Source organism: Pseudogulbenkiania sp. AW2-16 (assembly GCF_056824575.1).
Genome location: NZ_CP157668.1, coordinates 2389669 through 2409562, shown reverse-complemented (window position 1 = coordinate 2409562; position 19894 = coordinate 2389669). Strand labels below are relative to the sequence as shown.

General features: G+C 65.6%; 16 protein-coding genes. 7 read left to right on the top strand and 9 right to left on the bottom strand.

The annotated features are described in order from the left end of the window. From pgaB to cysD, 3 genes are all read right to left on the bottom strand, one after another. Positions 1-1854 (bottom strand): poly-beta-1,6-N-acetyl-D-glucosamine N-deacetylase PgaB, encoded by a 1854-nt coding sequence (pgaB, locus tag ABKF58_RS11820; protein ID WP_482580835.1) that lies wholly within the window; start codon positions 1852-1854, stop codon positions 1-3. A 390-nt stretch (positions 1855-2244) separates the two neighbouring features. After that, positions 2245-3681: a sulfate adenylyltransferase subunit CysN gene (cysN, locus tag ABKF58_RS11815; RefSeq protein WP_008954519.1), complete on the bottom strand. Its 1437-nt coding sequence runs from the start codon at positions 3679-3681 to the stop codon at positions 2245-2247. 87 nt (positions 3682-3768) lie between these two features. Further along, a complete protein-coding gene (gene cysD / locus ABKF58_RS11810; RefSeq protein ID WP_008954518.1) occupies positions 3769-4683 on the bottom strand; it encodes a sulfate adenylyltransferase subunit CysD in 915 nt (304 codons plus the stop codon). Between the two features lie 266 nt (positions 4684-4949). Here cysD and ABKF58_RS11805 point away from each other — a divergent pair, with 266 nt between their 5' ends. The 7 genes from ABKF58_RS11805 (at position 4950) to mmsB (ending at position 14579) form a co-directional block, all read left to right on the top strand. Continuing rightward, positions 4950-7199 (top strand): HDOD domain-containing protein, encoded by a 2250-nt coding sequence (locus tag ABKF58_RS11805; RefSeq protein WP_482580834.1) that lies wholly within the window; start codon positions 4950-4952, stop codon positions 7197-7199. Between the two features lie 185 nt (positions 7200-7384). Beyond that, positions 7385-8236, top strand: a complete 852-nt coding sequence (locus ABKF58_RS11800; RefSeq protein ID WP_482580832.1) for a 3-hydroxybutyryl-CoA dehydrogenase — start codon at positions 7385-7387, stop codon at positions 8234-8236. 196 nt (positions 8237-8432) lie between these two features. Beyond that, the gene (locus tag ABKF58_RS11795) at positions 8433-9935 is read left to right on the top strand and encodes a CoA-acylating methylmalonate-semialdehyde dehydrogenase (protein ID WP_482580830.1); all 1503 of its coding nucleotides are present in this window, start codon (positions 8433-8435) and stop codon (positions 9933-9935) included. Between the two features lie 96 nt (positions 9936-10031). After that, entirely contained in the window at positions 10032-11192 is a 1161-nt protein-coding gene (locus ABKF58_RS11790; RefSeq protein ID WP_482580828.1) for an acyl-CoA dehydrogenase family protein, read from the top strand. A gap of 196 nt (positions 11193-11388) precedes the next feature. Beyond that, positions 11389-12171 (top strand): enoyl-CoA hydratase, encoded by a 783-nt coding sequence (locus ABKF58_RS11785; protein WP_008954513.1) that lies wholly within the window; start codon positions 11389-11391, stop codon positions 12169-12171. 152 nt (positions 12172-12323) lie between these two features. Beyond that, a complete protein-coding gene (locus ABKF58_RS11780) occupies positions 12324-13448 on the top strand; it encodes an enoyl-CoA hydratase/isomerase family protein (RefSeq protein ID WP_482580825.1) in 1125 nt (374 codons plus the stop codon). A 243-nt stretch (positions 13449-13691) separates the two neighbouring features. Further along, complete coding sequence (gene mmsB, locus ABKF58_RS11775; RefSeq protein WP_482580823.1) at positions 13692-14579, top strand: 3-hydroxyisobutyrate dehydrogenase; 888 nt, start codon at positions 13692-13694, stop codon at positions 14577-14579. Between the two features lie 128 nt (positions 14580-14707). Here the strand turns inward: mmsB and ABKF58_RS11770 are convergent, their stop codons facing one another. The 6 genes from ABKF58_RS11770 to ABKF58_RS11745 all read right to left on the bottom strand — a co-directional run bounded on the left by ABKF58_RS11770 (position 14708) and on the right by ABKF58_RS11745 (position 19878). Continuing rightward, a complete protein-coding gene (locus tag ABKF58_RS11770; RefSeq protein WP_482580821.1) occupies positions 14708-15493 on the bottom strand; it encodes an endonuclease in 786 nt (261 codons plus the stop codon). A gap of 127 nt (positions 15494-15620) precedes the next feature. Beyond that, on the bottom strand, positions 15621-16373 hold the full coding sequence (locus ABKF58_RS11765; RefSeq protein WP_482580819.1) for a competence/damage-inducible protein A: 753 nt from the start codon (positions 16371-16373) through the stop codon (positions 15621-15623). A 122-nt stretch (positions 16374-16495) separates the two neighbouring features. After that, the gene (locus ABKF58_RS11760; RefSeq protein ID WP_482580817.1) at positions 16496-17299 is read right to left on the bottom strand and encodes a YdcF family protein; all 804 of its coding nucleotides are present in this window, start codon (positions 17297-17299) and stop codon (positions 16496-16498) included. 12 nt (positions 17300-17311) lie between these two features. Next, positions 17312-18022: an ABC transporter ATP-binding protein gene (locus tag ABKF58_RS11755; protein WP_482580815.1), complete on the bottom strand. Its 711-nt coding sequence runs from the start codon at positions 18020-18022 to the stop codon at positions 17312-17314. Then, entirely contained in the window at positions 18019-18789 is a 771-nt protein-coding gene (locus ABKF58_RS11750; protein ID WP_008954506.1) for an ABC transporter ATP-binding protein, read from the bottom strand. The genes ABKF58_RS11755 and ABKF58_RS11750 overlap by 4 nt, the downstream gene beginning before the upstream one ends. A gap of 3 nt (positions 18790-18792) precedes the next feature. After that, positions 18793-19878 carry an ABC transporter permease subunit gene (locus tag ABKF58_RS11745; protein ID WP_008954505.1) on the bottom strand — a complete coding sequence of 362 codons (1086 nt, stop codon included), beginning with the start codon at positions 19876-19878 and terminating at the stop codon, positions 18793-18795. Between the last annotated feature and the right edge of the window lie 16 nt (positions 19879-19894).

Here is a 19894-nt window from a genome sequence, read left to right as displayed (position 1 = left end):
TCACTGCGTCACGGTGGCGCGAGGCTTGGCACCGATCATGTTGCCCTTGATGGCGAATACCTGCGCCAGCGCCGCCGTGGCCTGCTGGTCGCCCGCCAGCGGCGCGGGGTAGAAGGCGATGTGCTGCACGCCCCGGCTGTAGAGCTGGCTCACCGTCTTGGCCATCGGCTCGCCCGGCAGCGTGGCAAAGCGATCGCACCCCGGCGCCGCCAGATCGAACACGGTCTTGGTCAGGCCGCCCGGATGGTTGGCCGCCAGGCGCAACACCTCGTGCAGGGCACGCTCCGGCACGCAGCCATCCTCGGCGGGCGCCACCGCGGCGACGGTGAAATCGTAACTGGACAGCATCTGCCGGAACGCCTGGGCGTACTGGTTCGCCCCCTGGGTGCTCAGCAGCGGGGCGCGGTAAAGGGTTCGCGCCGTCTTGAGGTCGGGGTGCTCGCGCCGCACGATGGCGGCCAGTTCCAGGGCAAAGCGGTCCCACTGCCCGGTCATGCCCGGTTCTTGGCGGCCGCTTGCCGCGTCGCCAGACGCCGGTTCCTCGCTGAACAGCAAACCGTCGATCGGCCCGGCCAACGCCATCTCTTCGTAGAGCTGGCGCAGCAGCTGGCGCCCGCGCGCGCTGAACGGCGACAGCCGCGCCGTGACGGCGCCCGGACGCTCGACCGCGCCCGAGGCGGCCGCGCTGACCAGCAACGGCCCCCAGGCGTACACCGCCTGCACCGAGGTACGGGTCTTGATTTGCCAGACCACGCGGTTGAGCAGGTCGGCCCGCATCGGCAGACGCCGCGAGGGGAAGTACACGGCATCGGCGGTGCCGTTGCCGTCATGATCGGCGAACGCCTTCAGGTAAACGGTATTGACCCCGCTGGCGACGATGCGCTCGAGCAGATTGCCGAGGTTCTGATTCTGGCGATCCGGGTCCGGGTCGTAGATGTCGTCGATCGCGACATGCATGATCTTGCCGGGCAGCGTGATGACCTCGTGAGGCCCGGCACGCAGGGCCAGATCGGTGGCCAGATCGCTGAGGCTGGTATCACTTTCCAGCAGGATGCGGCGCAGCCCGGTCAGCGCGATGCGGCCGGTATTGGGGCCATCGTCCAGCGTCAGGTCGACTACCAGCCCCAGCTTGGCGGCAATCTCGACCAGCGACTGGTTATAGCTGCCGTACGGCCACACCATGATGCGCGGGGTCTGGCCGGTGTAGCGACGCAGGAAGGCGTTGTTATGGCGCAGGTCGGCCGCCACCCGGGCGCGGTATTCCTTCTCGGTTTCATAGCGGCCATCCCGGAAAATGCGGGTGGTGGCGGCCGGCTGGGTGTTGCCCTGGGGATTGGCCACCACGCCTTCATGCAGACCATAGGTGTGACTGGCGACTTCCACCAGCCCGCTTTTCACCATTTCCCTGATCTGGCTTTGCGACAGGAAGCGACTGCGCGGAACCGCCTGGCCGGCGAAGTTGACCATGCCGTCCTGCGGCTCCAGCCAACTGCCGACCAGGGCGATCTGGGCCGGCGCGTTGAACTGCTTCAGAATCGGGAAAACCTGGCTGTAGACATCCTCGTAGCCGTCGTCGAACGACAGCAGCACGGCCTTGGGCGGCAGCGGCTTCTTGCCGGCGCGATCCGCCAGCACGTCGTCGACGCTGACGAAGTGATAACCGTTGCTCTTGAACCACTGCATCTGGGCCAGGAAGGTGGCCGGGCTGATGGCGTACTGCGGAATCAGCGCCTGTTCTTTATCGGTGATTTCGTGATAGCCCAGTATCTGCAGCTGGGACGCCGCCAGGGTCAGGGTGGATGTCAGGGCGATAAGCAGGCCCATGGCAAGGGACAGGATGCGATTCATTGTCATCGGGTAGGTAGTTGCAACTAGCGGGTGAGGCAGGAATTGGACGTTGGCCAGTGGAGTCGACCCGCTGACATTACGATTTGTTACATCATAACAAAGAAGACGTCACAATCCGTAGCGGAACAGGTATCTGTTTGTTACTAATTGTAATTTGATGCAGAAGAAGCCCCGCCGGGGCCGGCGACCAGCACCATTCCGGCTGCCATCGCCGCAAAATTCAGAACAATAGCATATTTTGCACTGCCCGCCAAAGCAGCCGCACTGCCAACGTGGCCACCGGGCCACGCCAGATGCCCGCCCGACCGACACACTCTTTCCTTGCGGCGCCCCGACAAAACAAAAATGCCAGTCAGATCGACTGACTGGCATTGAACCGGCGGGCTTTGGCCGTGCTTACTTCAGCAGCTGGCTGATGTCCTTGGCTTCCCAGTGCGGGAAGTGCTTGCGCACCAGCGCGTTGAACTCCAGCTCGAAGGCACGCAGGCGGGCCAGTTCGTTGGCATCCTGGGCACTGCTGTCGCTCTGCGCGGCGCCGGTGATCATGCCGGCGCCGGCGGTGGCGTTGGACAAGCGATCGATCACGATCAGGTTGCCGCTGCCACGGCACTGGCGGTAGGCGTCGAACACCACCGGCGCATTGACGACGACGCGGCACAGGCCGAACTCGTTGAGCTTGAGCTCGTCGGCGGCATACTGCTCCATGGTGTTGACGTCGACGCGGTGCAGGATGTGCTCGACACGGCCGAACACGTTCTTGCCGGCCAGCTTGAAGGCGTACTCCTTGCCCACCTGCAACGGCACCTCGTTCATCCACACGATGTGGGCATCGAACGCCGCCGAGACCTGGGGTTCCACCTCGCCACTACGCACGATCATGTCGCCGCGCGAGCAGTCGATCTCGTCTTCCAGCGTCAGCGTGACGGCCTGGCCGACGTGGGCACTGGCCAGATCGCCGTCGGCGGTGACGATGGCCTTGACCTTGCTGGTCTTGCCCGACGGCAACACCATAATCTGGTCGCCCGGATGCACGCGGCCGGAGGCGATGGTGCCGCAGAAGCCGCGGAAGTCCAGGTGCGGGCGGTTGACGTACTGCACCGGCAGGCGGAAGGCGTCGAGCGCGGCGTCGTGCGACAGCTCGACCGATTCCAGCAGCTGCATGAAGGTGGCACCGTCGTACCACGGCGCGCGTTCGCTCGGCTTCACCACGTTGTCACCGCGCAGCGCCGAGATCGGCACGAAGCGGATGTCCGGAATCGCCAGGTGTTCGGCGAAGGCGAGGTAATCGTCGCGGATCTTGTCGAACACCTCCTGGCTGAAGTCGACCAAGTCCATCTTGTTGATCGCCACGATGACGTGGCGGATGCCGAGCTGGCTGACGATGTAGCTGTGGCGGCGGGTCTGCGTCTGCACGCCGCGGCGGGCGTCGATCAGGATCACAGCCAGGTCCGAGGTGGAGGCGCCGGTGGCCATGTTGCGGGTGTACTGCTCGTGGCCCGGGCAGTCGGCGATGATGAACTTGCGCTTCTCGGTGGAGAAGTAGCGGTAGGCCACGTCGATGGTGATGCCCTGCTCGCGCTCGGCCTGCAGGCCGTCGACCAGCAAGGCCAGATCGATGTCCTCGTCGGTGGTGTTGTACTTCTTGCTGTCCTTCTGGATCGCGGCCAGCTGGTCTTCGAAGATCAGCTTGGAATCGTGCAGCAGCCGGCCGATCAGCGTGGACTTGCCGTCGTCGACGTTGCCGCAGGTGATGAAGCGCAGCAGATCCTTGTTTTCGTGCTGTTTCAGGTAGGCCAGGATATCGCTGGCAATCAGTTCGGATTGGTGAGACATGGTGGTATTCCGTCATCTTCGGCCAACGTGAGGCCGGGGGCATTCACGTCGGCACGCGGTATTCGCGACAAGCTCGTCAGGACAGGCTTAGAAATAGCCTTCCATCTTCTTCTTCTCCATCGAGCCGGCCTGGTCGTGGTCGATCAGACGGCCCTGGCGCTCGGAGGTGGTGGTGAGCAGCATTTCCTGGATGATCTCCGGCAGCGTGGCCGCTTCCGACTCGACCGCGCCGGTCAGCGGGTAACAGCCCAAGGTGCGGAAACGCACGCTGCGCATTTCCGGCACTTCGCCTTCCTTGAGCGGCAGGCGTTCGTCGTCGACCATCACCAGCATGCCGTCGCGGTTGACCACCGGGCGCGGCTTGGCGAAATAGAGCGGCACGATCTCGATGTTTTCGAGGTAGATGTACTGCCAGATGTCGAGCTCGGTCCAGTTGGACAGCGGGAACACGCGGATGCTCTCGCCCTTGTTGATCTTGCTGTTGTAGATGTTCCAGAGTTCCGGACGCTGGTTTTTCGGGTCCCAGCGATGGTTCTTGTCGCGGAAGGAATAAACACGCTCCTTGGCGCGCGACTTTTCCTCGTCGCGGCGCGCCCCGCCGAAGGCGGCGTCGAACTGGTACTTGTTCAGCGCCTGCTTGAGGGCGTCGGTCTTCATCACGTCGGTGTACTTGGCGCTGCCGTGGTCGAACGGATTGATGTTGGCCGCCCGCCCTTCTTCGTTGGTGTGCACCAGCAGTTCCATGCCGACCTTGGCCGCCATACGATCGCGGAACGCGATCATGTCGCGGAACTTCCAGGTGGTATCGACATGCAGCAGGGGGAACGGCGGCTTGCCCGGGTAGAACGCCTTGAGCGCGAGGTGCAGCATCACCGCCGAGTCCTTGCCGATGGAGTACAGCATCACCGGGTTCTCGAATTCCGCCGCCACTTCGCGAATGATATGGATCGACTCTGCTTCCAGTTGTTTGAGGTGAGTCAGTCTTGCTTCACTGATAGTCATCTTGCTCCGCCCGCTATTGGCACGTGGCCAGTTCTGTTCCTGCCAGCAGGCGGCACACCCGCCTGCCATTTGACGCCAATCTACCGGAAGCCCCCTAGCCAGGCAAAACCGAATGGATATATCAATATGCGCTATTGGAAACAAAAAACTGTTTAACCGGAAATATAGCGCCGCCCCCCCCCCCCGATGGCGGCCCGGCTCCCACGGCGAGGAAAAGTTGTCCGGAGTCGGGAGATTGCTTATATAGTCAGCGGGGGAGAAAAAGAATGACAACACACGCCGCACCGATCCTGAGCCACGACGCCGCCCAGCAACCGGCCGGCTTGCCGGTTTCCGCCCCCGGCGGCACGCTCCGCCATACCCTGTCGTTGCCGCAGAAACTGACCGTCGCCACCTTTCCCGCCGCCCGGCTGAAACATCCCGGCATCGTCCCGCCCAGCGAGCAGGAACTGCGCGACGGGCTCTGCCTTTGGCATTACGACCTACCGGCCTGGCATCCGCTGGCCAGCCTGCTGGCGCTCTCGGGGGTGCTCCCGGCCAAGGAGGCGGTGGGGCTGTGCTGCGACCTGCTGGGCGCGCTGATGTACGCCCACGCCCAGGGCGTGGCGCACGGCTGGCTGAGCCTGGACCATATCCTGCTCGACGACGAGCGCACGCCGCACCTGCTCGGGCTCGGGCTGTTGCCGGCACCGCCGGCGAATGCCCTGTCCCGCATGCGCCAGCGCGACCTCGCCGCGCTGGCCGGCATCCTGCACCAGTTGCTGACCGGCCAGCCGCCCGGCAGCACGCCGCTGCGGCAATTGAACCCGCTGATCGATGACGAACTGGACGCCATCATGGCGAGCGCGCTCGACACGACGCCGGGACAGGGTTTTGCCGACGCCGCCTCGCTGCTGGCGGCGCTGCAGGCCTGGCTCACCGCCCAGCACCGCTTCATCAAGGGCAGCGCCAGCCCGACCGCCTGGGACAGCCTGCTGGAGCGCATGCGCTATTCGGCCGACTTTCCCGCCCTGTCGCAGGCGATCCAGGCCATCAACCAGGTGAGCGAGGACCACACCGGCCGGGTGCAAGAGCTGGCGGAAATCATCCTGCAGGACTTCTCCCTCACCAACAAGCTGCTGCGGGTGGTGAACTCGGTGCATTACAGCCACTTCGGCGGCGCGGTGAGCACGGTGTCGCGCGCCATTGTCATCCTCGGTTTCGACACCATCCGCAACCTGGCGATCACGCTGCTGCTGTTCGAACACATGCACAACAAGGCGCACGCGGCCACCTTGAAGGACACCGCGCTGCGCACCTTCTTCTGCGGCCTGCTGACGCGCGAACTGGCGCAGCACGGTGCCGTCGGGGACAGCGAGGAAGCGCTGATCTGCGGCATGTTCCACCACCTGGGCGAACTCCTGTGCCGCTTCTATTTCCGCGAAGAAAGCCGGCTGATCGACCTCAAGGTCGAGAACGGGCTCACCCTCACCCAGGCCACCATCCATACCCTGGGGCTGGATTTCGCCGCGCTGGGCATGAGCGTGGCCGAGCACTGGAGCTTCCCGGCACGCATCGTGCAGAGCATGGAGCTGCTGCCGGCCGGGCCGATCCGCCCGCCAGCCAGTGCCGCGGCGCGGCTGTGCATCCTGGCCAACCTGGCCGCCGAGCTGACGCAACTGACACAAGACCCCGGCAGCACCCCGCGCCAGCCGCTGGAGACGCTACTGGAACGCTATCAACGCGTGTTGCCGCTGAACGCGGAGCAGGCGATAGAGCACGTGCGTGCCGCGCTGCGGGCGTTCGACGAGCACGTCGAGCCGATCGGGGTCAGCGCCCGTCCCGACAGCTTCCTGGCGCGGCTGCGCGGCTCAGCGCTGCTCGCCGGCTCGACGCGTCCGGGCGTTCGCCCTCCGCCGCTCGCCCAAGCCATCCCGGCAGCCCGGCCGCAAGAGCTGGAGCTCGACCTGATGCTGGATTTCGCCGCCATGCCAGAGCCCTGCGAAGACAGCAGCGCGCGCCGCTTGAGCGCCGGCATGCAGGAGCTCACCCACGCCCTGCTCGGCCCGTTCAACCTGAACGAGCTGCTGCAGACCGTGCTGGAAACGCTGTTTCGCGCCACCCCGTTTGAGCACGTGCTGCTGTGCACGCGCGACCCGCGGCTGGGACAGATGGTAGCGCGTTCCGGTTTTGGCGAGCGGATCGGCGCGATGATCCCGGCATTCCGCTTCAGCCTGCAGGAGCCCGCCAACGTGTTCTGCGTGGCGCTGGAGCACAACGCCGACATCCTGATCGAGGACGTCAACGCGCCGAATATCGCCAGCCGCATCCCCAACTGGCTGCGCCGAGCCACGCCGGCGGAGACCTTCCTGATCCTGCCGCTGGTGCTGGAGAACAAGCCGATCGGCTGTCTGTACGGCGAACGCAGGCATGCCCATAGCCTGAAGCCCGACGCGGAAACGCTGAACCTGCTGAAGGCGCTGCGCAATCAGGCGCTGCTGGCGATCCGCCAGAAACAGTCCGCCGGCGGAGCCTGATGGCGGAACGCCGCGACGCCCCCTACCCGGCCCGTCTTGCCGGGGAACCGCGCCGGGTTTCGCGGTGTGCCGGACTATAATTGACGGGAATGACAGGGAAGGATTCGAATGTTTTGCGGCGTCGCATATTGACGTTTACGTAAACGTTATCTTATGTTCACGGAATCAGTGCACAAGGAGACATCATGGCAATCACCCGCATCGGCGTTATCGGCGCCGGCACCATGGGCAACGGCATCGCCCAGACCTTCGCCCGCCACGGCTTTCAGGTCACTCTGGTCGACACCTCGGCCGCGGCGCTGGAAAAGGGGCTCGCCACCATCCAGACGAGCCTCGCCAAGCTGGAAAAGAAGGCGCTGCTGAGCCCCGCCGACGTCGAGCTGACCCTCTCCAACATCACCACCGCCGACACGCTGGCCGCCCTGACCGGCTGCCAGCTGGTGGTGGAGGCCGCCACCGAGAACCCCGCGATCAAGGAAAAAATCTTCCGCGAGCTGGCGCGCACCCTGCCCGCCGACGCCATCCTGGCGTCCAACACCTCGTCGATCTCGCTGACCCGCATCGCGGCCTGGGTGGAGTGCCCGGAGCGGGTGATCGGCATGCACTTCATGAACCCGGTGCCGCTGATGCCGCTGGTGGAGATCATCCGCGCGCTGCAGACCGACGATGCCACCCACCAGGCGGTGCACACGCTGGCGGTGGAAATCGGCAAGACCCCGGTAACGGTGAAGGACGGCCCGGGTTTCGTCTCCAACCGCGTGCTGATGCCGATGATCAACGAGGCGGCGTTCGCGCTGTACGAGAACCTGGCCAGCGCCGAGGACATCGACACCGTGATGAAGCTCGGCATGAACCACCCGATCGGCCCGCTGGCGTTGGCCGACCTGATCGGCCTGGACACCTGCCTCGCCATCATGGACATCCTTCACGACGAATTCCGCGACAGCAAGTACCGCGCCTGCCCGCTGTTGGCGCAGCTGGTGGCGGCCGGCCGGCTCGGGCGCAAGAGCGGGCACGGCTTCTACCGCTACGACTGACGACACGGGGAGCACACGCACCCGGTGCATGGTCTAAACAGAACATCATAAAGGTTGGCCGAAGCCCCTGTTCATACCCGTCGCGGGAGCCATACCGGATCGCGGGCCCGGCGCAGAGGGTTTCCATGCGCTGCCGGCCTGCGCCGGGCAGCATCGAACACCGGCTCCTGTCCGACCACGCGGAGGAGAAACCACGATGAGCACTGCCGTCCCCACCATCAAACTGCTAATCAACGGCGAATTCGTCGAGTCCAACACCAGCGACTGGCGCGACGTGGTCAACCCGGCCACGCAGCACGTGCTGGCGCGGGTACCGATGGCGACGCCGGAGGAAGTCGACGCCGCCGTAGCGGCGGCCAAGGAAGCCTTCAAGAGCTGGAAGAAGACGCCGATCGGCGCCCGCGCCCGCCTCTTCCTCAAGTATCAGCAACTGATCCGCGACAACATGAAGGAGCTGGCGGCGATCCTCACCGCCGAGCAAGGCAAGACCCTGGCCGATGCCGAGGGCGACGTGTTCCGCGGCCTGGAAGTGGTCGAACACGCCGCCAACATCGGCAACCTGCAGCTGGGCGAGCACGCCGAGAACGTCGCCAGCGGCGTCGACACCTACACCGTGCAGCAGCCTCTGGGCGTGTGCGCTGGCATCACCCCGTTCAACTTCCCGGCCATGATTCCGCTGTGGATGTTCCCGATGGCCATCGCCTGCGGCAACACCTTCGTGCTCAAGCCGTCCGAACAGGACCCGATGGTGACCATGCGCCTGGTGGAACTGGCGATCGAGGCCGGCATTCCGCCCGGCGTGCTCAACGTGGTGCACGGCGGGCCCGAGGTGGTCAACGCGCTGTGCGACCACCCCGACATCAAGGCCTTGTCCTTCGTCGGCTCCACACCGGTCGGCACCCACGTCTACCAGCGCGCGAGCCAGGCCGGCAAGCGCGTGCAGTGCATGATGGGCGCCAAGAACCACGCCATCGTGCTGCCCGACGCCAACAAGGAACAGGCGCTCAACCAGCTGGTCGGCGCCGGTTTCGGCGCCGCCGGCCAGCGTTGCATGGCGATCTCGGTGGCGGTACTGGTGGGCGAGGCGCAGGGCTGGATTCCCGAGCTGGTGGCCAAGGCCAAGGGGCTCAAGGTGGGCCCCGGCCGGGACAACCCTGACCTCGGGCCGCTGATTTCCCCCCGGGCGCGGGCGCGCGTCGCGGGACTGATCGCCAAGGGCATCGAACAGGGCGCCAAGCTGGAGCTGGACGGCCGCGGCGTGCAGGTGCCCGGCCACGAGCACGGCAACTTCGTCGGCCCGACCCTCTTCAGCGGCGTGAAGCCCGGCATGGCGATCTACGACCAGGAGATCTTCGGGCCGGTGCTGTGCCTGGTGGGGGTGGATAGCCTCGACGAGGCCATCGAACTCATCAACGCCAATCCGCACGGCAACGGCACCGCCATCTTCACCCAGAGCGGCGCCGCGGCGCGCAAGTTCCAGGAGGAGATCGACGTCGGCCAGGTCGGCATCAACGTGCCGATCCCGGTGCCGGTGCCCTTGTTCTCGTTCACCGGCTCGCGCGGTTCCAAACTGGGCGACCTGGGACCGTACGGCAAGCAGGTGATCCTGTTCTACACCCAGACCAAGACCGTCACCAGCCGCTGGTTCGACGACGCCTCCTCGAGCGGCAAGGTCAACACCACCATTGCGCTGCACTGACGCATCATCAGGCGCGGCGCGCCCATCCAACCCGGACGCGCCGCATATCGACATCCTCCCGCCGACCCGGCGGGGCTGACAAGATTGGCTGAAAACATGGACTTTGCCCTGACTGAACAACAGATCGCCTTCCAGGACGCCGCGCGCGCCTTCGCCACGCACGAACTGGCGCCGCATGCCGCGGAATGGGACGAACGCGAGGAGTTTCCGCTCGACGTCATCCGCCGCGCCGGCGAGATGGGCTTTCTCAGCCTGTACACGCCGGAAGCCTACGGCGGGCTGGGACTCAGCCGCCTCGACGCCGCCATCGTGTTCGAGGAACTGGCCGCCGGCTGCACCTCCACCGCCGCCTACCTCACCATCCACAACATGGTGAGCTGGATGATCGCCAGCTTCGCCAAGCCCGAGGTGGCCGAGCACTGGGTGCCGCAGATGGTGACGGGCGCCAAGCTCGGCAGCTACTGCCTGACCGAACCGGGCGCCGGCTCCGACGCCGCCTCGCTCAAGACCCACGCCGAGAAGAAGGGGGACGTTTACCTGCTCAACGGCTCCAAGATGTTCATCTCCGGCGCCGGCAGCACCGAGGTGCTGGTCGTGATGGCGCGCACCGGTGGCCCCGGCCCCAAAGGCGTGTCGGCCTTCGTGGTGCCGGCCGACGCACCGGGCGTGCAGTACGGCAAGAAGGAAAAGAAGATGGGCTGGAACAGCCAGCCCACGCGCGCCGTCACCTTCGACAACGTCGAGATTCCGGCCGCCAACCTGCTCGGCGAGGAAGGCCAGGGCTTCACCTTCGCCATGAAGGGGCTGGACGGCGGACGCATCAACATCGCCACCTGCGCCGTCGGCACCGCCCAGGCCGCGCTCGCTGCCGCGCAGCGCTACGTGCAGGAGCGCCAGCAGTTCGGCCACGCGCTGGCGGACTTCCAGACCGTGCAGTTCAAGCTCGCCGACATGCTGACCGAGCTGGTCGCCGCCCGCCAGATGGTGCGCCCGGCAGCGTGGAAACTCGACAGCGGCAGCCCGGACGCCACCACCTACTGCGCCATGGCCAAGCGCCTCGCCACCGATCTCGCCTTCAACGTCGCCAACCAGGCGCTGCAGCTCTTTGGCGGCTACGGCTACCTGAAGGATTTCCCGCTCGAGCGCCACGTGCGCGACCTGCGCGTGCACCAGATTCTGGAAGGCACCAACGAGGTGATGCGCATGATCGTGGCGCGCCACCTGCTGAAGGATGGCGCGCTCGATACGCTGCGCTGAGCTCTTGTGAATAAATCTGCTGCGCGCCCCGGTCCCGGGCCTGTGATGCTCGCCGTACCATTTGTACGGCTGAGCCTTTCGATTTTCTCTGGGTCGAACCAGCCTGGAGGCGCGGCGATGACCGCAGGGAATCCCCGTGGGACGATTTCTTTCACAAGAGCCAAGCAAGGATTGCCATATAACTAAGGAGAACATTTTGCCGAGCTACGCCCATCTCAACGTCGAAAAACACGGCCACACCGCGCTGGTAACCATCGCCAACCCGCCCGCCAACACCTGGAACCGGGAGAGCCTCTCCGCCCTCAAGGCGCTGGTGGCCGACCTCAACGCCGAGCGCGACATCTACGCCCTGGTCATCACCGGCGACGGCGAGAAGTTCTTCTCGGCCGGCGCCGACCTGACGCTGTTCGCCGACGGCAACAAGACCGTCGCCACCGAGATGACCATGCTGTTCGGCGAGGCCTTCGAGGCGCTCTCGGCGTTCCGTGGCGTCAGCATCGCCGCCGTCAACGGCTACGCCATGGGCGGCGGGCTGGAATGCGCCCTGGCCTGCGACATCCGCATCGCCGAGGAACAAGCTCAGATGGCGCTGCCGGAAGCCGCCGTCGGCCTGCTGCCCTGCGCCGGCGGCACCCAGCTGTTGCCCTGGCTGGTGGGCGAAGGCTGGGCCAAGCGCATGATCCTGTGCGGCGAGCGCGTGGACGCCGCCACCGCGCTGCGCATCGGGCTGGTGGAAGAAGTGGTCGGCAAGGGGCAGGCGCGCGCCGCCGCGCTGGCGCTGGCGGAGAAGGTGGCACGCCAGTCGCCGTCGTCGGTGGCGGCGTGCAAGACGCTAGTGCAGCGCGCCCGTGTCGAGCCGCCGTCGTACAACCTGATCCACGAGCGCGAGCGCTTCATCAAGCTGTTCGACACCGAGGATCAGAAGGAAGGCGTCGGCGCCTTCCTGGAAAAGCGTCCGCCGCAGTGGAAGAATGCCTGAGAGCCGGCTCACGGTCCGTCGCGAGCGCATCGCTGCGTGCCGATCTTCCGCGGAAACCCGCGAAAGATTCGCACGCGGCACACCTGAACCCCGATCGGGAACGCGCCGCAAGACCGTAAATCGGTTCTGACTAGTTGGCCGAAAGGAACACCATGAACGACGAAGTCCTGTTTGAAGAACTGGCCAGCAGCAACGGCCGGCGCATCGGCGTGGCCACGCTCAACGCCGAGAAATCGCTCAACGCGCTGACGCTGGGCATGATCCGCCTGCTCGACGCGCAATTGCAGCGCTGGGCCGCCGACGACACCATCGCCTGCGTGCTGTTGCGCGGGGCCGGCGAACGGGCGTTCTGCGCCGGCGGCGACGTGCGCGCGGTGCGCGACGCCATCCTGGCCCACCACGGCGACGGTCCGATTCCCGAGGTGGTGACGTTCTTCCGCGAGGAATACACCCTCGACCACCGCCTGCACACCTACCCCAAACCGGTCATCGTCTGGGGTCACGGCATCGTCATGGGCGGCGGGCTCGGCCTGATGGTCGGCGCCAGCCACCGTGTCGCCACGCCGGCCACGCGCATCGCCATGCCCGAAATCACCATCGGCCTGTACCCGGACGTGGCCGGCAGCTGGTTCCTGCAGCGCATGCCGGCCAAGCTCGGGCTGTTCCTCGGCCTGACCGGCGCGCCGCTCAACGCCCACGACGCGCTGATCGTCAATCTGGCCGACCACGTCGTCGCGCTGGACGGCTATCCCGAGCTGCTGGCACGTCTGACCGACACCGCCTGGTCCGATACCGCTTCGGCCAACCACGCCGCCGTCACCGCCCTGCTTAACGACATGGAATGCGCTACCCACGCCTCCTTGCCGATGTCCAACGTCGAGCGCCAGCTGGTAGCCATCCACCGTCTGATGAACCGCGGCAGCCTCGCCGCCGTGGCGCAGGCGCTGACCGACGGCCATTTCGACGACCCCTGGCTGCAGGCGGCGGCGCACAGCTTCGCCCACGGCAGCCCGAGCTCGGCCGCGGTCACCTGGGAAATCTACCGCCGCGCCAAGCACCTGTCGCTGGCCGAGGCGTTGCGCATGGAGCTGATCCTGTCGGTCAACTTCTGTAGCAAGCCGGACTTCCGCGAAGGCGTGCGCGCGCTGCTGGTGGACAAGGACCGCCAGCCGCAGTGGAGCCGCAAGACGTTGGCCGAAGTCGACCAGGCCTGGGTCGACAGCCACTTCACCACGCCGTGGGGGGATGGCGAACACCCGCTGGCGGCACTGGGCTGAGTTACCCACTTAAAGCGGAGAACCCGTTTCAGTAGGCGAGCGAGCCAACGCCGATTGGGGGCCGCCAGCGCACACGATCCGGAATGGACACGCAGCCCATGAGGATTCCGTATCGCTGAGCGGATGACTGCGTGCACATCTCTCGCTAAGCCGATCGAAGTTTGGCACGCAGGGATTTGCCCAGCGAAAATTCGCACGCAGTCTGCCTACACTCAAATGAAATGGGCACCTCAGGAGACAACCATGACTCACACCGCTTTCATCGGCCTCGGCAACATGGGCGGGCCGATGGCCCTCAATCTCCTCCGCAAGGGCTTTGCCATCAAGGTCTTCGACCTCTCCGCCGAGGCCATGCAAAGGTTGGCCGAAGCCGGCGCCACTGTCGCCACCAGCGCCGTCGATTGCGTCGCCGGCGCCGACATCGTGCTGTCGATGCTGCCCGCCAGCCACCACGTCGAGGGCCTGTACCTGGGTGAAAACGGCCTGCTCGCCCAACTGCCCAAGGGCACGCTGGTGATCGACTGCAGCACCATCGCCGCCGCCAGCGCCATCAAGGTGGCCGAGGCCGCGCTCGCCGCCGGCCTGCGCATGCTCGACGCGCCGGTATCGGGCGGCACCGCCGGCGCCGCCGCCGGCACCCTGACCTTCATCGTCGGCGGCGAGGCGGCTGACCTGGAACAGGCACGCCCGCTGTTCGAGGCCATGGGTAAGAACGTGTTCCTCGCCGGTGGCCACGGCGCCGGCCAGAGCGCCAAGATCTGCAACAACATGATGCTCGGCATCCTGATGGCCGGCACCGCCGAGGCGCTGGCGCTGGGGGTCAAGAGCGGGCTCGACCCCAAGGTGCTGTCTGAGATCATGGCCAAGAGCTCCGGCCGCAACTGGGCGCTGGAGCTGTACAACCCCTGGCCAGGGGTGATGGAAAACGTGCCGGCCAGCCGCGGCTACAGCGGCGGCTTCATGGCGGAACTGATGCTGAAGGACCTGGGCCTGGCCGAACAGGCGGCGCTGGCCTGCCACGCCGCCAACCCGCTCGGTGCCTTGGCGCGCAACCTGTACGAGGAGCACGTCGCCGACGGCCACGGCAAGCTCGACTTCTCCAGCATCCTCAAGCACTTCTACCGCGGCTGAGCAGCAGGCCGCCCGGCCGCTTTCGGCCCCCGTCTCTGCGTACATCCAGGGAGACGGTCGGGCTGCCGCTCCGGCACACGAGAGTCACGCCCTGCCCGGTCTCCTGTCAGATCGTACCTCGCAAGCGCTCAGCCGCAGCGTTTCGCCAGCTGCTGCGGGTCGCTCACGTAAGGATTGCCGCTGCCCTGCAACGCCACAATGCGCGCTTCGCGCTGGCGCTCCCATTCGTCCACCGGGTAGGTCTTGGCCCAGGCGCACATCAGTTGGCGATCCTGGCTGCTCATGCGCAGGCCGTACTGGTCGTGCATGTAGAGGGTGATGCGCGCGGCGCGTCCGCGCACCTCTTCGCGCGGCTGCACGCGCCGGTTCTTGAAGTCGACGATGGTCCGGCACTGGCCGTACATCGGGGTCGGAGTGCGCGTCCAGGCGCCGTACGACAGGTTGCCACGGTCGCCGTTGACCTCGCCTACCGCCGGCACCAGGTTGTTCAGATCGCCCTCGGCCATGCGGAACGCCGCGTCGGTGGCCACGCAGTTCTTGCGCCCGCCCTGCTGCCAGCATTGCCGCTGATGCCCCAGCACCCACGCCGGCACCACGTGCTCCCACTCGATGCGACTGGCACGCGCGGCATTCTTGCGCGGCTGATACCCACAGGAAGCGAAATCGACGTCCTTGCCGCTGTACTTGCAGCCGCAGTAGAAGTCTTCCTCCATGCCGGCAAAGACCTCCGGCAACACTTTCTTGGCGTTATTGAAGTCGCGGTGACCCACGCTGTGCTTGCCGGACACCAACGTGACTGCTTCGGCGGGGGGCGGAGTGTACGAGGAAACGTCCCGGGCGACGGGGGATGGACGGTCATGGCCGAGGCAGGCGCTCAGCAGCAGGGGCAACAGCAAAAACAGCAAGCGTTTCATGGCGGGTGGCAGGCAAAAACCGCCACCCTAGCCCGCCCGCTCAGGACAACTCAAGCGCAGGAAACAAATATAAACAATTTAAAATAATGCCAAATAGATGGTTTATTTCAAAACAAATACTTGCAAATCATGCGGTGCTTCGCACCTCGTAGCCGCGCTTGACTAATTCCTTCTCCAGCTCGGACAAAGCGATGTCGACCAGCGCCGGCTGGCCGCTGAAACCGAACTCGATGTGCATCTGCGGGATGGCGTCGTTGCCGAAGTTGGGCAGGCTGGACAGCTTCAGCGCCGGGTAGCGCGCACTGAACGCCTCCATCAGCCCGATCAGGTCACCCTCGCGGGCGTTGATGGCGATCACGCTACGCTCGACATCCGGCACATCGTTCCGGAGGTGCGGGTAGTGCGTATCGAGCACCCACTCGATCATCGGCCACGCCATGGCCGGAAAGCCCGGCACGAAATGCACGTCCTGCACCGAGAAACCGGCGATGCGGTTGACCGGGTTCGGGATCAGGCACGCGCCGAGCGGGAACGCCCCCATGTTGATGCGGTGCGGATAGGCCTCGTCGCCGAAACGCTCCTCGATAATGGCGCGCGCCTCCGGGTGCACCGCCAGCTCCACCCCCAGCGCGCGGGCAGCACAGCCACGGGTATGGTCGTCCGGGGTGGCACCGATGCCACCGAAGCTGAACACCAGGTCGCCACTGGCGAAGGCACGCTTCAGCGCCGCCTCGATCCGACGCGGATCGTCTCCGAGGTACTCGGCCGCCGCAAGCGGCATGCCGCGAGCGGCCAGGATACGGATCAGCGCCTGCAAATGCTTGTCCTGGCGCTTTCCAGACAACAATTCGTCGCCGATGATGATGGCTGCTACCTGCATGACTGGCTCCTATCAGAGTGTTCGTGAATCAATCTGCTGCGCGCCCCATCCGGCCCGGCGAGGCACGCCGCCCACCGGCACGACGGTGCTTCGGCACTGGCGGCAATGCCGTTCTCCCGCGGTCAGGATTTGAGATGCGAGACCGAGCGGAGCAACGCGGTACCCCGCTCGCGTACGGCATAATACAGCCGCCCCACCCATTCGCGCAGCGCGGCGTGCGTCTCCTGCATCGCCCGCCCGGAGGGCAGGTACCACATCACGCCGCCACCATCGTAGCGCACGAGTCCGGTCGGTGCCGGCAGCACCTTCAGACCCTGCTCTTCGAACAGCGGCACGGCCCGTGCCAGGTGCCAGCCCTGGCTGACCAGCGTGATGGAACGCACGCCGTCGGCCTTGAGTAGCTGCGCCGACAGGCGTGCGTTGTCGAACGTGGTATCCGAGCCCTGCTCGACCCAACGCGGCTGAACGCCGTAATCGCTCACCAAAGTGCGGGCCATCACCGGCGCTTCCGCCTCGCCCCCCAGCGGCGCACCGCCGCTGACCAGCACGGGACGGCCACTGTGCCGCGCCAGGTAGGCGGCATAACGCAGTCGCACCAGGGTATCGGCCGACGGCTCGTTGCGGCCGTATTCCGGCGCCGGCTTCTTGCCGCCCCCCAATACCACGATGGCTCCGGTCTCCCGCACCTGGGACAGCGCCACCAGCGGAAAACGCTCGAGCGAACGGTTCAGCCACATCGCCATCTGCGGGGTCGCCAGGGCATACGACAAGCCCAGCGCGAGCGCAACGACCACACTCCCCGCCCTCGGATGGCGCCGCCTCAGCCACAGCCCCAGCAGGACAAGCAGGATGACGTTGAGCGGGGGCAATAAAAAAGCCCCGAGGAGCTGGTGAACCAGCACGCCGGGGCCAAGAGTCGCATTCATTGTCAGCTCGGGTCAGCCGCCCAGATAGGCATTGCGCACCCGCTCGTCATCCAGCAGCTCGCGCGCCGGGCCGCTCATGGTGATGCGGCCGCTCTCCATCACGTAGCCGCGCTGGCTGATCTCCAGCGCCAGCTTGGCGTTCTGCTCCACCAGCAGCATCGTCACGCCCTGCGCCGAGATCATCTGGATGATCTCGAAGATCTTCTGCACGATGATCGGCGCCAGGCCCATCGACGGTTCGTCCAGCAGCAACAGTTTGGGCTTGGACAGGATCGCCCGCCCCATCGCCACCATCTGCTGTTCACCGCCCGACAGCGTGCCGGCCAGCTGCTTGAAGCGTTCCTTCAGACGCGGGAACAGCTCGTAGACGTGTTCCAGCTCGTTCTGGATCGCCGCCTTGTCGTCGCGGTAGAACGCGCCCATCAGCAGGTTCTCTTCCACCGTCAGCTTGGCGAAGATGCCGCGCCCTTCCGGCACCATGGCCAGGCCCTGGCGCACAAAGTTGTGCGCCGGAATCCCGGCGGTTTCCTTGCCGTCGTAGACGATGCTGCCGCCGGACTTCTTCTCCATCCCCACCAGCGTGCGCAGCGTCGAGGTCTTGCCGGCGCCGTTGGCACCGATCAGCGTCACCAGTTCGCCCTGCTCGATGTGCAGGTCGATCCCCTTCACCGCATGGATGCCGCCGTACGACACCTGCAGGTTCTTCACGTCCAAGAGACTCATGCGTGGGCCGCTCCCAGGTAGGCTTCAATCACTTTCGGGTCCTTGCGCACCACTTCCGGCACGCCTTCGGCGATCTTCTTGCCGTAGTCGAGTACGGCGATGCGGTCGCACAGGCCCATCATCAGCTTCACGTCGTGTTCGATCAGCAGCACGGTCACGCCGTCCTTGCGGATCTTTTCCATCAGCACCTTGAGGTCTTCGGTTTCGCTCGGGTTCATGCCGGCGGCCGGTTCGTCGAGCGCCAACAGCTTGGGCTCGGTGGCCAGCGCACGGGCGATCTCCAGGCGGCGCTGGTGGCCGTACGACAGGTTGCGGGCGCGTTCAAAGGCGACGTCGGTGATGCCGACGTAGGCCAACAGCTCCCACGCCTTGGCTTCGATTGCCTTCTCTTCGGCCATGGTCTTCTTGTCGCGCAGGATCGCACCCAGGGCGTTGGCCTTGGAGCGGATGTGGCGACCCACCATGACGTTCTCCAGCGCGGTCATCTCACCGAACAGGCGGATGTTCTGGAAGGTCCGGGCGATGCCGGTGCCGACCACCACGTGCGGCTTGGCGCGGAACAGGTCCTGGCCGTCGAAGGTGAAGGTACCTTCGTCGGGCTGATAGAGACCGGTCAACACGTTGAACAGCGTGGTCTTGCCGGCGCCGTTCGGGCCGATCAGGCCGTAGATCTCACCCTTGTTGATGGTCAGACCGACATTGTTCAGGGCATGCAGGCCGCCAAAGCGCTTGTTGATGCCTTCGATTTTCAGCAGAGCGTGTGCCATGGCTTAACCTTTCTTCGCGTCGTCGAACTCGGCCTTGCGGCGCTTGGACGGCCACATGCCTTCCGGACGCAGCAGCATCATGATGACCAAGGCGAGGCCGAAGATCAGCATGCGGGCGTTTTCCGGGTCGATCAGCATGCGACCGAAGGTGTGCATCTGCAGCGGGCCGATGACGTCGCGCAGCACTTCCGGCGCCACGGTCAGCACCACCGCCCCCAGGATCACGCCCGGGATGTGGCCCATGCCGCCCAGCACGATCATCGCCAGGATCATTACCGACTCCAACAGACCGAACGATTCCGGCGAGATGAAGCCCTGGAACGAGGCGAACAGGCCACCAGCCACACCACCCGACAGCGCGCCCAACGAGAACGCCAAGAGCTTGATGTTGCGGATGTTGAGCCCCATCGCGGCGGCGGCGATCGAGTCTTCGCGCATCGCCACCCAGGCACGGCCGATGCGCGAGTGCTGCAGGCGCCAGGCCATGATCACCACCAGCACGGTCAGCGCCAGGAAGAAGTAGTAGTAAAGATAAACGCTGTTGAAGCTGTGGCCGGCGATCTCCAGCGGCTTGCCGAACGACAGCCCGCCGATCTTGACCGGATCGATCAGGTTGATCCCCTGCGGGCCGTTGGTGATGTTGATCGGCGCGTTCAGGTTGTTCATGAAGATACGCACGATCTCACCGAAGCCCAGCGTCACGATCGCTAGGTAGTCGCCCTTCAGGCGCAGCACCGGGGTGCCGAGCAGGATGCCGAAGAACGCTGCCACCAGCGCCCCGAGGGGGATGGTGATGTAGAACGGCAGGTGGATGTCGAAGTGCGGCGAACCCAACAGCGCAAAGGTGTAGGCGCCGACGGCGTAGAAGGCGATGAAGCCCAGGTCCAGCAGGCCGGCGAAGCCGACCACGATGTTGAGCCCCAGCGCCAGCATCACGTACAGAAGCGCGAAGTCGATGATACGCAGCCACGAGTTGCCCAGCAGGCCGCCGACGACGAACGGCAGCACCGCGAGCACGATAGCCGACACGAGGAACAGGCCGACCTTCTTGTTGGTGTCGAGCTTGTTCATTTCTAGTGCCATGGTCATGTTTGTTTCTCCCCTT

What these genes read in the sequence shown, in the direction of transcription:
- ABKF58_RS11755 (WP_482580815.1), bottom strand. Translation starts at nt 18,022, where the DNA reads ATGAGTCTCTTGGACGTGAAGAACCTGCAGGTGTCGTACGGCGGCATC.
- ABKF58_RS11780 (WP_482580825.1), top strand. Translation starts at nt 12,324, where the DNA reads ATGAACGACGAAGTCCTGTTTGAAGAACTGGCCAGCAGCAACGGCCGG.
- ABKF58_RS11770 (WP_482580821.1), bottom strand. Translation starts at nt 15,493, where the DNA reads ATGAAACGCTTGCTGTTTTTGCTGTTGCCCCTGCTGCTGAGCGCCTGC.
- ABKF58_RS11800 (WP_482580832.1), top strand. Translation starts at nt 7,385, where the DNA reads ATGGCAATCACCCGCATCGGCGTTATCGGCGCCGGCACCATGGGCAAC.
- cysN (WP_008954519.1), bottom strand. Translation starts at nt 3,681, where the DNA reads ATGTCTCACCAATCCGAACTGATTGCCAGCGATATCCTGGCCTACCTG.
- cysD (WP_008954518.1), bottom strand. Translation starts at nt 4,683, where the DNA reads ATGACTATCAGTGAAGCAAGACTGACTCACCTCAAACAACTGGAAGCA.
- ABKF58_RS11765 (WP_482580819.1), bottom strand. Translation starts at nt 16,373, where the DNA reads ATGCAGGTAGCAGCCATCATCATCGGCGACGAATTGTTGTCTGGAAAG.
- ABKF58_RS11790 (WP_482580828.1), top strand. Translation starts at nt 10,032, where the DNA reads ATGGACTTTGCCCTGACTGAACAACAGATCGCCTTCCAGGACGCCGCG.
- ABKF58_RS11760 (WP_482580817.1), bottom strand. Translation starts at nt 17,299, where the DNA reads ATGAATGCGACTCTTGGCCCCGGCGTGCTGGTTCACCAGCTCCTCGGG.
- pgaB (WP_482580835.1), bottom strand. Translation starts at nt 1,854, where the DNA reads ATGACAATGAATCGCATCCTGTCCCTTGCCATGGGCCTGCTTATCGCC.
- ABKF58_RS11750 (WP_008954506.1), bottom strand. Translation starts at nt 18,789, where the DNA reads ATGGCACACGCTCTGCTGAAAATCGAAGGCATCAACAAGCGCTTTGGC.
- mmsB (WP_482580823.1), top strand. Translation starts at nt 13,692, where the DNA reads ATGACTCACACCGCTTTCATCGGCCTCGGCAACATGGGCGGGCCGATG.
- ABKF58_RS11795 (WP_482580830.1), top strand. Translation starts at nt 8,433, where the DNA reads ATGAGCACTGCCGTCCCCACCATCAAACTGCTAATCAACGGCGAATTC.
- ABKF58_RS11745 (WP_008954505.1), bottom strand. Translation starts at nt 19,878, where the DNA reads ATGACCATGGCACTAGAAATGAACAAGCTCGACACCAACAAGAAGGTC.
- ABKF58_RS11805 (WP_482580834.1), top strand. Translation starts at nt 4,950, where the DNA reads ATGACAACACACGCCGCACCGATCCTGAGCCACGACGCCGCCCAGCAA.